General features: G+C 57.9%; 7 protein-coding genes. 5 read left to right on the top strand and 2 right to left on the bottom strand.

Annotated elements, in window-relative coordinates:
- Positions 1-5: 5 nt before the first annotated feature.
- Entirely contained in the window at positions 6-1,178 is a 1,173-nt protein-coding gene (locus AC13F2_RS12220) for an acetyl-CoA C-acetyltransferase (RefSeq protein ID WP_196848147.1), read from the bottom strand.
- A 376-nt stretch (positions 1,179-1,554) separates the two neighbouring features.
- Here AC13F2_RS12220 and AC13F2_RS12215 point away from each other — a divergent pair, with 376 nt between their 5' ends.
- The 5 genes from AC13F2_RS12215 (at position 1,555) to AC13F2_RS12195 (ending at position 12,400) form a co-directional block, all read left to right on the top strand.
- The gene (locus tag AC13F2_RS12215) at positions 1,555-4,608 is read left to right on the top strand and encodes a TonB-dependent receptor domain-containing protein (RefSeq protein WP_482965351.1); all 3,054 of its coding nucleotides are present in this window, start codon (positions 1,555-1,557) and stop codon (positions 4,606-4,608) included.
- Positions 4,609-4,683: 75 nt separating this feature from the next.
- Positions 4,684-6,204, top strand: a complete 1,521-nt coding sequence (locus tag AC13F2_RS12210) for a putative 2OG-Fe(II) oxygenase (protein WP_482965350.1) — start codon at positions 4,684-4,686, stop codon at positions 6,202-6,204.
- A gap of 143 nt (positions 6,205-6,347) precedes the next feature.
- Positions 6,348-8,078, top strand: coding sequence for a tetratricopeptide repeat-containing sulfotransferase family protein (locus AC13F2_RS12205; RefSeq protein WP_482965349.1), 1,731 nt, complete (start codon positions 6,348-6,350; stop codon positions 8,076-8,078).
- Between the two features lie 114 nt (positions 8,079-8,192).
- Positions 8,193-9,059: a hypothetical protein gene (locus AC13F2_RS12200; RefSeq protein WP_482965348.1), complete on the top strand. Its 867-nt coding sequence runs from the start codon at positions 8,193-8,195 to the stop codon at positions 9,057-9,059.
- Positions 9,060-9,214: 155 nt separating this feature from the next.
- The gene (locus tag AC13F2_RS12195; RefSeq protein WP_482965347.1) at positions 9,215-12,400 is read left to right on the top strand and encodes a TonB-dependent receptor domain-containing protein; all 3,186 of its coding nucleotides are present in this window, start codon (positions 9,215-9,217) and stop codon (positions 12,398-12,400) included.
- Between the two features lie 79 nt (positions 12,401-12,479).
- Here AC13F2_RS12195 and clpB read toward each other — a convergent pair whose 3' ends face one another.
- Complete coding sequence (gene clpB, locus AC13F2_RS12190; RefSeq protein WP_482965346.1) at positions 12,480-15,056, bottom strand: ATP-dependent chaperone ClpB; 2,577 nt, start codon at positions 15,054-15,056, stop codon at positions 12,480-12,482.
- Between the last annotated feature and the right edge of the window lie 22 nt (positions 15,057-15,078).

Raw genomic sequence — 15,078 nt, 5'->3', positions numbered from 1 at the left:
CTTCGTCAAAGCGCCTCGACGATAGTGACATTGGCAACGCCGCCACCTTCACACATCGTCTGCAGGCCATACTTCTTTCCCCGCGCTTTCAGCGCATGAACGAGCGTGGCCATCAATTTCGTGCCAGACGCCCCTAGCGGATGGCCCAGCGCAATCGCACCGCCATTGACGTTGAGCTTGTCCGGATCGGCTCCGGTATGCTTAAGCCAGGCGAGCGGGACAGGGGCGAATGCTTCGTTCACCTCGTAGAGATCGATGTCGCCGATCTTCATACCGGCGCGCTGAAGGGCGCGGTCGGTGGCAAACAGCGGTTCTTCGAGCATGATGACAGGGTCGCCGGCAGTGACTGTAAGGTTGTGAATCCGCGCCATGGGCGTCAGGCCGTAGTCCTTCAGTGCCTGTTCCGACACGACGAGAACCGCACTGGAGCCATCGCATATCTGGCTGCTGGTGGCAGCGGTAATCCTACCCTCGGGGCTGAGCAGTTTGACGCCCGCGATGCCATCGAGCGTCGCATCGAAGCGGATGCCCTCATCGACCGTGTGGCATTCCTCGCCCTCGGCCGTATCGATCTCGACACCCACGATTTCCCGGTCGAACGCGCCCGACTTGGTGGCCTCAATCGCTTTCTGGTGACTGGCGAAGGCGAAGCGATCAAGATCGTCCTTCGAAAACCCGTGCTTCTGCGCAATCATCTCGGCACCCATGAACTGGCTCCACTGGATGCCGGGATATTTCTCCTCCAGACCCGGCGACTTGTAGTTACCCAGACCCTCTTTCATGTGGAACATGGCGGTCGAACCCATTGGCACCCGGCTCATGCTTTCGACGCCTGCTGCGATCACGACATCCTGCGTACCGCTCATCACCGCCTGCGCGGCGAACTGGATCGCCTGCTGGCTGGAGCCGCACTGGCGATCGATCGTGACCGCAGGAACACCCTCGCCCAGATGCTTTGACGCGAGCACCGCGTTGCGCCCAACCTGCATCGCCTGCTCGCCGCCCTGGCTGACGCAGCCCATCACCACATCGTCGATGGCCGTGGCCTCGAGACCGCTGCGCTCCATGATCGCGTCCAGCGATTTCGCAGCGAGATCAACCGGGTGCACCCCGGCAAGACGACCCCCGCGGCGCCCCCCGGCGGTACGGACGGCTTCGACTATATAGGCTTGGGGCATTGTCATCCTCTCGTCATACAACTGTAACAGCGTTAGGTTTCGATTAGGAACCGGTTTCCTAGGGCCGCCTTACGTGAACGTCAACCGGCGCACCGGTCGACTTATCGAGTCTTGCGCAACGGCTTATTTCGGCGAAATTTTCGACCAAAACGCCCATTGGACCGTGTGTGACATCGGCGTCACACCCTTGGCGCCAAACCGCCCTGAATGTAACAAAACCTTTGCATTCGGCGCGACCATAAAGGCACATGGCGCAATCCGCTGGAGGGAGTGGATATACGTAGGAGCGCTGCTCTGACGTGTTCTAATTTCCTCGCAGGGGTTCCTTGGAGATCCGACACTCAGGGGTCGGTCGATCAATAGAGGGATTATCAGAGTGAAACTCCAAACCTATTTCAAAGCCAGTGCGGCACCCGCCGTTCTCGGTCTTGCGCTTCTTGCGCAGCCGGCGATGGCTCAGGACAGCGACGATCAGACGGTCGTCGGTCCGGTCGAAGGCGCCGAAGTTACCGGAGACGGTGCAGCTGGAAACCAGATTCTCGTCACCGGCACCCGCATCAAGCAGCCCAACCTCGAGTCGGCTAGCCCGGTTACCGTAGTTGGCGCTGCTGAAGTCGCCCAGACGGGTACCACCCGCGTGGAAGACCTCGTTAACTCGTTGCCGCAGGTTTTCGCCGGCCAGGGTTCAACGGTTTCGAACGGCTCGACCGGTACCGCAACGCTGAACCTTCGCGGCCTTGGCTCGGAGCGTACGCTCGTTCTCGTCAACGGCCGTCGCCTCGTCCCGGGTGACCCGTCTACGTCGGCTGCCGACATCAACGTCATCCCGGCTGCAATGATCCAGCGCGTAGACGTGCTTACCGGTGGTGCATCATCGGTTTACGGTGCGGATGCTGTTGCCGGCGTTGTGAACTTCGTTCTCGATACCGAATTCGAAGGCTTCAAATTCGATACGCAATATTCGTTCTATAACCACAACAACCGGGCCGGTACGGACGTCACGAATGCGCTTGACGCACGCGGCTTCCCCTATCCGCGCGGCATGGGCGCTGACGGCGGCACCTTCGACGCAACTCTGGCTTTTGGCTCGAGCTTCGACGATGGTCGGGGCCATGCGATGGGTTATGTCGGCTACCGTAAGATCAACCCGATCACGCAGAACAAGCGCGACTATTCCGCTTGCGCCTTGTCCGGTGCGGCAGCCGGTGGCTACACCTGTGGTGGCTCGGCAACATCGCCGAACGGCAGCGTGTTCTATTTCGACAGCCCTACGGGTCTTCCTGGCGATCCGGACTTCACGTCCACAGCCGGTCAGTTCGGTCCGAACCGCACGCTGCTTCCCGGCACGACCGCCTATAACTTCGCTCCGCGCAACTATTATCAGCGTCCGGACGAACGTTACACGGCAGGCGTGTTTGCAGATTACGAAATCTCGCCCGCCCTGCATCCGTACATGGAATTCATGTTCATGGATGACCGTACGGTAGCGCAGATCGCTGAATCCGGTAACTTCGGCAACACGACATCGATCAACTGCGACAATCCGCTTCTTTCGGCCGAGCAACTAGGTGTATTCTGCGACACCGAAAACCTGCTCGTCAGCCCCGATCCGGACCGTGCGTTCGACGTCGTTGGCAATACGGGTGAAGCGCCGTTCACGTTCGTGGACGCGACTGGCACTGCCTACCAGCGCGGTGCGGCACAGATCCTGCGTCGTAACGTCGAAGGTGGCCCGCGTCAGGACGATCTCCAGCACACGAGCTACCGCGCCGTCCTTGGTCTGCGTGGTGATCTCGATCCGGTATGGTCGTATGACGCCTATTACCTCTACGGGCGGACCAATTTCGCTCAGACCTATCTGAACGATTTCTCGGTGTCGCGCCTCCAGCGCGCTCTCGATGTCGTGGATGATGGGGCTGGCAATGCAGTTTGTCGTTCGGTCGTTGATGGAACGGATCCGAACTGCGTACCGTACGACATCTTCTCGCCTGGCACGTCGGGTCCGTCGGCAGCTGCAATCAACTATCTGGCAGTCCCGGGCTTCTCGCGCGGTATCGTCAGCGAGCAGGTTGCGTCGGCCTATGTGTCGGGTGCTCTTGGAAACTACGGCATTCAGTCGCCGTGGGCATCGGAAGGCGTTGGCATTGTTTTGGGTGCGGAGTATCGCAAGGAAAAGCTCGACTTCCAGTCCGACATTTCCTTCCAGACTGGCGATCTCGCTGGCCAAGGTGCACCGACGCTTCCCGTTTCCGGATCGTTCGACGTAAAGGAATTCTTCACCGAAGTTCGTCTGCCGATCGTTCAGGACAGCTGGCTGTCGGAATTCTCGGTAACCGGTGGCTATCGTTATTCCGACTACAGCACCGGTGCATCGACCGATACGTACAAGATCGAAGGTGAACTGGCGCCGATCCCGGACATCCGTTTCCGAGGCGGTTACAACCGTGCGGTGCGTGCACCGACTGTGCAGGATCTCTTCGCTCCGCAGCGCGTCGCCCTCGACGGTTCGACTGACCCGTGCTCGGGCGCTCCGATCGCGGCAGGCGACATCGGCTGTCTCGCAAGCGGTCTTGAGGTTGGTGATGTTGTTGCTCCGAACCCGGCGAGCCAGTACAATGGCTTGATCGGCGGTAACCCTGACCTCGTTCCGGAAATCGCTGATACCTACACCGTTGGTGTGGTCGTCGAGCCGACCTTCCTGCCAGGTTTCAGTGCCTCGGTCGACTACTTCAACATCAAGGTTGAAGGCGCGATCCAGGGCATCGGTGCCGACACGATCCTTGAACAGTGCGACCGCGACACTGCTGACCCGTTCTTCTGCGGACTGGTAGTTCGTGACGGTTCGGGATCACTATGGCGCTCGTCGAACGGTTATGTGGAAGACCTTTCGCAGAACATTGGTAAGCTCGCCACTTCGGGCATCGACGTTCAGGCCGGTTATAACCGTCAGATCGGTAGCGCTGGTCGTCTGTCGTTCTCGTTCGTTGGCACCTGGCTGGATTCGAACCGGTTCAATCCGGGCGTGCCCGGTCTCGAAGACACCGAATGCGTTGGTCTGTACGGCAACATCTGCGGTACGCCGACCCCGGAATGGCGCCATCAGGCCCGCGTTGGGTTCGATTTCACCAACGGTGTAGGCGCTTCGGTTCGCTGGAGGCACTTCGGAGCTGTCGATCTGGACAACCTGAGCGCAACGACGCCTCCGGGCATCGCTGGGTTCGATGCTCAGAACTACTTCGACTTGGCGTTCACCTTCGAAGTTGGCGACAACTACAACTTCCGTCTTGGTGCGAACAACATCCTCGACAAGTCGCCGCCGCTTACCGGTCAGCAGGCCTGCCCAGCTGGTTTCTGTAACGGCAACACTTTCTCGCAGGTGTATGATGCCCTGGGACGTTACATCTACGCAGGCGTTACGCTTGATTTCTAAGCGTACCGACATCTAGAAAAGGAATGGCGGGCCTTCGGGTCCGCCATTTTCTTTTGGGCTTAGGAAGCACGTGCGATGACCAGGCAGGAAGCAATGGATATCGTCAGCCGATTTCCAAAGTCCGACCCAGACGCGGCCTTCTCCACCGGCGTTCGTTTATTGAAGGCAGACTTCCCCGAACTGTTGCTGCCGATTGCTCAAAAACTCTCGAAGAATTTTGCGAACGACCCACGCATGCATCAGCTGTTAGGCCTGGCCGCTCGCGCCTGCGGGGATAGCGATATTGCGTTATCTGCGTTCAGCGACGCCTGTCGGATATCGCCCAGCAATGCGCTGATGGCGCATTCATATGCTCGAGCTGCCTTGGAGGCCGGTAATCCTGCGATATCCCTATTTGAGCGAGCCAGCCAACTTGCACCGCAAGACGGAACCGTTCTTCAAGGGTTGGCATCAGCCCTTTTTCACGAAGGCCGCTCCTCAGAAGCGATTGCCCTTCTGGAGCGAATAACTGACGCAAACCCGCTTTGGTCAGAGGGGCAACGCGACTTGGCCCATTTGCGCGGTCAGATGGGCCTCCCGCCGCTTCATCGGCTTGCTCAAAAAAGTACTGAACTGCGGCAGTCCCGCGAACTCACACGTTTATTCATCACTCTCTCCCTGGAAGCGCGTGACCTTGAGCTCGCTTCGGCAACAGTTGCCGAAGCAGCTGCGAACTTCGGAGAGGAAGATTGGCTAGTGATCCTTTCCGGCCATATTCAATCTGAACTGGGTTGGATCGCCGAGGCGGATGCGAATTTTAGCAAACGCAATCTAGCAACGAATATCGAAGATGCGTCGCTCTATGCGCGACATTTGATAAGGGCCTCGCGCCCTCGAGAAGCCGCATCACTGCTTGAACCTCTAGTCGGCATGGACCGCGATCACATGCTCTGGCCTTATCTGTCGCTTGCCTGGCGTCTGTTGAATGACGAGCGCTGGCAGTGGCTGGAAGGAGATCCGAGGCTGATAGGGACCTACAACATCGCGAAAAAGTTTGGCGACATGAACGGTCTCGCAAAGCGACTGCGCGAACTACACGTAAGCAAGGCCGAACCGCTCGACCAGTCAGTTCGGGGCGGCACGCAAACGGATGGCAATCTTCTCCTCCGGACAGAGCCAGTGTTTCGCCGCTTGCGCCGCGCTTTGATGGCAGCCGTCGACGAACATGTTCGGCAGCTCCCGGCCTTCCAAGCCAATCACCCAACCTTACTGAAAAATCGTGAGCCACGGCGAATTTCGGGTTCTTGGTCAGTCCGATTGAGTCAGGCTGGGCATCATGTGGATCATGTTCACAGCCAAGGTTGGCTAAGCTCCGCTTTTTATGTCGCGTTACCCCCGAAATCGACCACCGCTGATCAGCATGACGGTTGGCTTGCCCTCGGAGAATGCCGCGAACTTGCGCCTTCGCTTGCGCCATACAAGCTCGTCGAGCCGAAAGTTGGGCAATTGATACTGTTCCCCTCCACCATGTGGCATGGTACGCGGCCCTTCCCGAGCGGCGAACGCATGAGTGTGGCGTTCGACGTTGCTCGCCCAAGACAGAGTAAAGCAGGATGACCCAAACCAGGCGACAGCCGTCTTCGCAAATGATGGCAGTGATGATGAAGCTTCGCCAAGGTGACAATGACGGTGTCCTGTCCCTTATCGATCGCGGCCCCAGGCCAGTTGGCGAAGAAGGTCCGTGGCACGCGGTCGCTGCGATGGCTGCACAAAGGCTGGAAGATCACGACAGAGCGATTCCGCACCTCGAGCAATTGCTGAAGATCGACCCAGGCGATATCGCCACAAGAGTCAACTTGGCTAACGCGCTGGTATCCACGGGGGATCTCGACGCTGCGCTTGCCCTCTCAAAGGATCAGAGCGATCCGCGGTTAACGCGCGTGGAAGCGTTCGTGCTTCAGAAAAAAGGTCACTTGGCAGAAGCAGCTGCTGCATACCGTCGATGCGTCGAGGCAGATGAGAACGATCTCGCAGCGCATAACAATCTCGGTAATGTGCTGGCAAACCTGGGCGAAGTCGAGGAAGCGATTTCGGCATTTGAACGCGCGATCACCCTGGCTCCTGCCGACATCCCGATTTATCTCAATCTAGCAGAGGTCTTGCGCCACGCCGACCGCCGCGAGCCCCATTTAAAGGTCCTGACGGATGCACGCGAAATCGCCCCGGACGACCCGTTTGTCCTAACGGAACTCGGGATTGCCTATGCCCGCGTCGAAGATTTCGATTCTGCGATCACCACACTAAAGAGAGCCATCGAACTGTCGTCAGACTTTGGCCCCGCGCAGATCGAACTCGGTTTGATTTACGAATCGCTTAATCTTCTCGAAGATCTGGCGGAGTTGGTAGAGGCCGACATTACGGCGGACGCTCCGGCTGAAGCAGAGTTTCTCAGGGCCTGGAAAGCTCGTCGCGATGGTCGATTTGACGAAGCAGCACGGCATGCCGCCGCGATTCCGGAGACCGTTCATCCCATCGCTCGCTTTCACCTCATTGCCGGGATCGAAGATCGTTTGGGCAATTCGTCTGCGGCTTTCGATGCATTCGCTCGCATGAATGCGGAATCACTCAAAGCTTACCCTCCTCCTACGGGCCCCAGCTTCCGGCAGAAGGTTCAAGCCGAACTTGAGAATTGGACATCGGACTGGGCTGAGAACTTCACAGAGATTGCCGGCGTAGAAGACGGATTGCGAGATCCCATCTTTATAGTTGGTTTCCCGCGTTCGGGCACCACGCTTCTCGACACCATGCTAATGGGAATTGAAGAGCTTTCAGTTTTGGAGGAACGCCCCATGATGGCCAGTGTAGTCCGCAACATGGGCGATCGTCATCCGGGTCATTTGGAAGCTTCGACCATAGCCGAACTGCGTCAGAACTATTTTGCGGACGCCCGCCGGTTTGGCGCGGACACAGATAAATGGATCGTCGACAAGCATCCGCTGAACATGGTTCGTTTGCCCGCTATCCATCGTTTATTCCCAAATGCTCGCATCATTCTGGCTGAACGCCACCCATATGACGTCGTGCTCAGCACCTTCATGGCAAATTTCAATCTCAACCACGCAATGCGCAGCTTCACGAACCTCGAGGAAGCGGCGCAAACCTATGATGCAGCTTTCTCGTCATGGACGCGAGCCATCGAACTTTTTCCGATCGACTGGATGTCGGTACGATACGAGAGGCTTGTTGAAAATCCTCGCAAAGAACTCGAGCCTCTGATCGATTGGCTCGGTCTCGAATGGGATGACCGGCTTCTGGCCCATACCGAAACAGCGCGTCAGCGTGGTAGAGTTCGTACGGCCAGCTATTCGCAAATAGCCGAAGAGCTCTATACCCGTGCTACAGGACGGTGGAAACGATATAATGAGCAGTTACGGCCGGTAATGCCAATCCTGAAACCTTGGGTAGATAAAATGGGCTATGCCAACACATAACCCATATATCCGAAGGGTTAACCGCCGGCGGAAGCAGTACGTTGGTTCTGTCCGCGTTCGACATGCTCACGCTGCAGTTGCCTCTCGCGTTGCCACTCTTGGGCCGTCTTGCAAATGCGTTCAGACTTCAGACGCGAGCCAACAACCTTATCACGTCTGCAAATTACCTTCTCTTTGTTCGACCCAACAGTCAGTTCCTCAGTCGAGCTACTAACCTTATTGGTATCCTGTGCGAAAAGCGCATTAGGCGCTGCAATTGATATTGCGATGGCTGAAAATGCTGCGGCAAACTTCATCTTGCGATCCTCCAAATTGCAATACCTTGATATCACGACTTTTCAGAAAACCCTAATCGGCCTTCCCGAGCAACGCCGTCTTGGGCTAGAGCCTGGCGAAACGGTAGGGAGAAAACAAATGACTACCAATGACCGCACCGCATGGAAACTTTCGGCAGCCAGAGGCGGCGTTGCTGCAATGGCACTTGCCCTTACGCTTGTCTCTGTGCCGGCCAATGCTCAGGATAGCGAGGCTGACAATCCCTTTCTGCAATCATTGAGAGCGTGTCAGGCCGAAACCGACTCGTCTGCCCGGTTGGTGTGTTTCGACCGCGCTGCAAATGAGATATTGAGTGCAGAGGCGGCAGGAGACCTTCGGGTCGTCGATCGCGAGGCTGTCCGCAAAACGCGCCGCGGTCTCTTCGGCTTCTCCCTGCCCGATCTGGGGATATTTAGGAAAGGGGATGGCGAAAGAGAGGAAGAGATCAATGAGATCGAAACGACGATCGCAGCGGTGAGCGGCACTTACGGCACCGGTTATACGATCCGCACGGCTGAAGGCGCAGTTTGGCGAATCTCCGATGTACCACGCCGCCTCCTCGAGCCGAAGGCGGGTGACAAGCTGACAATCAAAAGCGGGGCCCTGTCTGCTTATTATCTACGGATTGGCGACCAGAGTGGCGTGAAAGGAAGCAGGGTACGATAATTGGCCACGGCCTAATGTGACATTTTTGATACGGCGACCATGCAACTGCGACAATTGCGTTAATTCTGCCGCTCCATGTCTTGCTCAAAAGGGCTGTCCTTGCTTCAACCCCCCTATGAGCCGGTTCCTCCGGTTCTAGTAGGGGACTAAATCAGATGAAAAAGACCTTTTCCGCCTTTGGTGGACGGGCCGCACTGTTCAGCAGCGCAGGGCTCGCCGCTCTCGCTTTTGCCTCGCCAGTGCTGGCGCAAGATACCGATACCGATCCGAGCGACGACGTTTTGGAAGAGCAGGCTGAAGACGCTGCGCCTGCCGGGGATATGATCCTGGTAACCGGCAGCCGCATTTCGCGTCCAAACCTTGATTCGCCGGTCCCCGTGACTTCCGTGAACGTAGGTGAGCTTACCAATCAGGGTGAACTTTCCCTCGGTGACGCGCTCAACGATCTGCCCTCGCTGCGCACGACCTACAGCCAAGGCAACTCCACTCGCTTTATCGGCACGGCTGGGCTCAACCTGCTCGACCTCCGGGGCTTGGGCGTCAGTCGCACTCTCGTGCTGGTCAACGGCAAACGGCACGTTACGACCTCACCGGGCGATTATCTCGTCGACACCAACACTATTCCCGTCGATCTGCTCGAGCGCGTCGATATCGTTACCGGTGGTAATTCGGCCGTTTACGGCTCTGACGCTGTGGCGGGTGTCGTGAACTTCGTCCTGAAGCGCGATTTCGAAGGTCTTTCTCTTCGTGGCCAAGCCGGGATTTCCGAGCGCGGAGACCGCGCTGGCCGCTTCATTGCCGGCGTTTACGGCAAGAACTTCGGAGACGGTCGCGGCAATATCTCGGTTGCTGCCGAATATGCGAAGACCGATCCGCTGTATTTCAATCAGCGTGACGAACTGACCGGCGCGTACAGTGGTCGTTGTCAGTATAATCTGGTCGAACCCACTGCTGGCGAACCTTTCGGCACGGACGGTATCACCGACAACGGCGAACTCTGTGGGGTTCGCAACAATTCGATTTCAGATGGCGGCACGCTGGGCGTGTTCGCTGACCGAAGCGCATTGCGTTTTGATCGTAACGGCAACATCTTCCGCGACGTTCCGGACGATCCGCTTGGCAGCTATACCGGCAACGTTATCGGCGGCACCGGTTCAACGTTACGCAACACAGGTATGTTGGCGGCAGGCCTCGAGCGGTACAACATTAACCTTCTCGCGCACTACGACGTCAGCGATGCGTTTCGCCCGTTTGTCGAAGCGAAATACGTTCACATTGAAGCACTCCAGGAAGGTCAGCCCAGCTTCTTCCAGGGTTCGCTCAAGAACCTAGCCAACACGCAAGAACAGTTCGATGCCATTCAAAATCTGCGTTGCGACAATCCGTTCTTGAATCCACAGGCATTCGGCCAGTTAACGGCGGTAGGCTTCTGTGGAGCAACTCCGGATGGCAGAACGTTCAATATTTCACGTTTCAATGTCGACTTCGGCGGACGCGGCGAACTACAAACTCGTGAAACCTACCGCATCGTCGGTGGTGTCGAGGGTACCTTCAACGGTGACTGGAATTACGAACTGTCGTTGAACTACGGTCGCTTCGAGTCCAATCTGAATTCGCTGAACAACCTCGTTCTTTTCGACACTCAGGGCAACCTTGACGGGTTCCTTCTCGCCATCGATGCGCGTCGTAACGCAGCCGGCCAGATCGTCTGCGGTGTGAACGCTGATGCCGATCCCACCAATGATCGCCCGGACTGCGTACCGATCAACGTTTTCGGTAATGGTGCGCCGAGCCGAGAGGCGCTCGACTTTGTCAACACCACCACGACCCGCGAGGAACGGGCTGAACAGTTCGTAGCGTTGGCATCGGTTGCCGGTGACCTGTCGCAGCTTTTCGAACTTCCAGGTGGTCCGGTAGGCTTTGCGATCGGTGCCGAGTATCGCGAAGAAACTGCTTACAGTGCGTATGATGAACTCGTTCAGTCAGGCGGCACGTTCCTGAATGCCATCCAGCCGTTCGCACCGCCCAAGTTCACGGTTAAGGAAGCATTCGGTGAGTTGAACATTCCTGTTCTAGCCAATATGCCGTTTGCGGATGAGTTGACCTTCAGCGCAGCCGGTCGCGTGTCCGATTACAACACCAATGTCGGCACGACGTTTTCGTACAATCTGAACGGTTATTACGCACCAATACCGGATATTCGTTTCCGCGCCAGCTATGCGACCTCGGTTCGTGCTCCGACCCAGAGCGACCTTTTCTCGACTCCGTCGGAAAACTTCGCGCAGTTGGCCGATCCGTGCGATTCGCAGAACATCACGAACAATCCGAACCGCGCTGCCAACTGCGCCGCGGCCGGTGTTCCGACGACTGTAAATCAGGCTGTGTTTGAAGCTTGTAACGGAACCGCATTCAATGGCGCGGTGGGCACACCGTTCCAGAACTGCCTCGCTCGCTCGGCGTCGACCGGCTATCTTTCTGGCGGCAACCCTGAACTGACGGAAGAAAAAGGTAAGTCGCTCACGCTGGGGGTAATCTTCCAGCCGCGGTTTGTCCCTGGCCTGACGTTCACGGTCGATTATTACGATATCGAGATCGAGAACCAGATTGCCGTACTGGGCGCCCAGACGATCCTGAACAACTGCTATGACAACCCGAACGGTGTGAACAATGTCTTTTGCGCTACGGTACAGCGCGATCCGGCAACCGGCCTGTTCATCGAACCTGCCGTGCTTTCCAGCGGGATCAACTTCGCTAGCCGTGAAACCCGCGGTATCGATTTCGATCTTCAGTATGCGCATACGTTCGACAACAACCACCGCTTGACGCTTCGGGCGATTGCTACCCATCTGCTGGATCTCAATTTCTACGAAGATCCGACCGATGGTGAAGTCCCGAACCGCGTAAAGAGCGAACTGGGCGATCCTGCTTGGGCAGCCTCGTTCAACGCCAACTACGATTTCGGTCCTGTCGATTTGACCTGGTCGGTGCGCTTCTTGGATAAGATGACCAAGAGCGCATATGAGAACGCTTTCCCGTATACGGGCCGTTGCCCCACATCGGGTGTAACCGGGTTTACCGAACGGGCCTGTACTCCGGGAGAGCTCACCACTCTCGATCCGGCGAACGTGGATCAGTTCGATGACCCGTACTTCCCGAACAGGTTCTATCATAACGTACGCGTGAACTTCACGGTCGATGAAGAACGCGCGTTCAACATGTATGTCGGTGTCGACAACCTGTTCGATACTAAGCCGCCGTTTGGTCAGTTGGGCGTTGGGGCAGGTGATCCGTACGATACGTTCGGGCGTTACTTCTACGCCGGCGCTCGGATCGACTTCTAATCCGAACATACCTAGCGTAAAAATAAAGGGCCCCGGGAAACCGGGGCCCTTTTGTGTGTCGTTCGAAAACGATGAAGCGTTAGACGACCACCATCTCCAGTTCCCCATCCCCTTCGTCAATCTGCACGGTCGACCCGTCCGGCACCTTGCCCGAAAGGATCATGTCGGCCAGCGGGTCCTGAACGTAGCGCTGCACGGCGCGCTTTAGCGGGCGGGCGCCGTAAACAGGGTCGTAGCCGACACGGCCGAGCCATTTCTTTGCCGCCTCGCTCAGCTCGAGCGTGACCTTGCGATCCCTGAGCAGCTTCTGCACGCGCTCGACCTGGATATCCACGATTGGCGCCATGTGTTCTTGCGCCAAACGATGGAACAGGATGATCTCGTCCAGCCGGTTGAGAAACTCGGGCCGGAAATGACCACGTACAACATCCATCACCTGCGGTTCGACATCCGCAACTTTCTGATTGTCATCCATATTCGCCAGGTACTGGCTGCCCAGATTGCTGGTCAGGATGATGAGCGTGTTGGAAAAGTCGACCACCCTGCCCTGCCCGTCGGTCAGGCGTCCATCGTCGAGAACCTGCAGCAGCACATTGAACACGTCTGAGTGCGCCTTTTCGACTTCGTCGAACAGGACCACCTGGTACGGTCGCCGACGGACGGCTTCGGTCAGGACGCCGCCTTCCTCATAGCCGACGTAGCCTGGAGGCGCGCCAATCAGACGGGCGACCGCATGCTTCTCCATGAATTCGCTCATGTCGATGCGCACCATGGCGCTGTCGTCGTCGAACAGGAAGCCCGCCAATGCCTTTGTGAGCTCCGTCTTGCCGACGCCGGTCGGGCCGAGAAACAGGAAGCTGCCCAGCGGGCGCCCGGGGTCCTGCAAGCCCGCGCGAGCGCGGCGTACGGCCTTCGATACGGCATCGATCGCCTGGGACTGCCCGATGACCCGCTTCGACAGGATGTTTTCCATGTCGAGCAGCTTCTCGCGCTCGCCTTCCATCATCCGATCGACAGGGATGCCCGTCCAGCGCGAGACGACCCCAGCGATATCGTCTTCGGTGACCTCTTCCTTAAGCAGAGCGTTGTCGGTCTGCCCGGACGCTTCGGCGAGCTTCTTCTCCAGTTCCGGAATCCTGCCATACTGCAGTTCGCCGGCCTTCTGTAGATCGCCGCCGCGTTGTGCCTGTTCGAGTTCGATACGCGCCTGGTCGAGGTCTTCCTTGATCCGCGCCTCTGCATGGATCTTGTCGCGTTCGTTCTGCCAACGTGTCGTCAGTTCGCTCGACTGCTGTTCGAGTTCGGACAGCTCCTTGCGCAGGTTTTCGAGACGGTCCTTCGAAGCGTCGTCGGTTTCCTTCTGCAACGCCTGCTCTTCGATCCGCAGCTGGATGATCCGGCGGTCGAGCCCCTCGATTTCTTCGGGCTTGCTTTCGACCTCCATGCGAATGCGGCTGGCAGCCTCGTCCATCAGGTCGATCGCCTTGTCTGGCAGGAAACGGTTCTGGATATAGCGGTTTGACAATTGCGCCGCTGCCACGATTGCGCCGTCGGTAATCCGCACGCCGTGGTGAAGTTCGTATTTGTCCTTTATACCGCGCAATATGCTGATCGTGTCTTCAACGCTCGGCTCATCGATGTAAACCGGCTGGAACCGCCGCTGGAGCGCGGGATCCTTCTCGACATACTTTTGGTATTCGTCGAGCGTGGTCGCACCGATGCAGTGCAACTCGCCCCGCGAGAGCGCAGGTTTGAGCAGGTTGCCGGCATCCATGCTGCCTTCCGATGCGCCGGCGCCGATCAACGTGTGCATTTCATCGATGAACAGGATGATCTGCCCTTCGGCGCCTTTGACCTCGTCGAGCACCGATTTCAGCCGCTCTTCGAATTCGCCGCGATATTTTGCGCCCGCAATCAATGCACCCAGGTCGAGCGCCATCAATGTTCGGCCTTTAAGGCTGTCGGGCACGTCGCCATTGGCGATACGCAGGGCGAGGCCTTCGGCAATCGCAGTCTTGCCCGTTCCGGGTTCGCCGATAAGAGCGGGGTTGTTCTTGGTACGGCGGGCGAGGATCTGGACCGTCCGACGAATTTCCTCGTCTCGGCCGATCACCGGGTCGAGCTTGCCGTCGCGCGCCGCCTGCGTGAGGTCGCGCGCATACTTCTTCATGGCGTCGTAACTTTCCTCCGCGCCCGCACTGTGCGCAGCGCGTCCCTTGGTCACGTCCTGGATCGCCGCTTCCAGTGATTTGACATCGACCCCAGCAGATTTCAGCGCTCTGCCCGCATCGTTATCGGCCATCGTAAGCGCCTGCAGAACCCGCTGGACCGGGACGAAACTGTCGCCCGCCTTTTCAGCCAGTTGTTCGGCCTGGTCGAGTGCGCGAACCGCATCGTTATCGAGCCCAGGCGTCTGCTGAGCCCCGCCGCCCGAGACGGCCGGCACCTTGGCCAGAGCGTTATCGACCTCGGTAATCGCCACACCGGGATTGCCCCCGGCACGCTGAATCAACTGGGCAGCCATGCCCTCGCTATCGTCCAGCAACGCCTTCAGCAGATGCGAAGGCGAGATCCGCTGGTGATTCATGCGGATAGCAACCGTCTGCGCAGCCTGCAGAAAGCCTTTGGCCCGGTCGGTGAACTTTTCGAGATTCATCGGTGTATCACCCTTCTGTTAC

It is taken from the genome of Qipengyuania sp. L-5Y (assembly GCF_056859455.1).
This window is presented reverse-complemented; position numbering and strand designations above follow the sequence as displayed.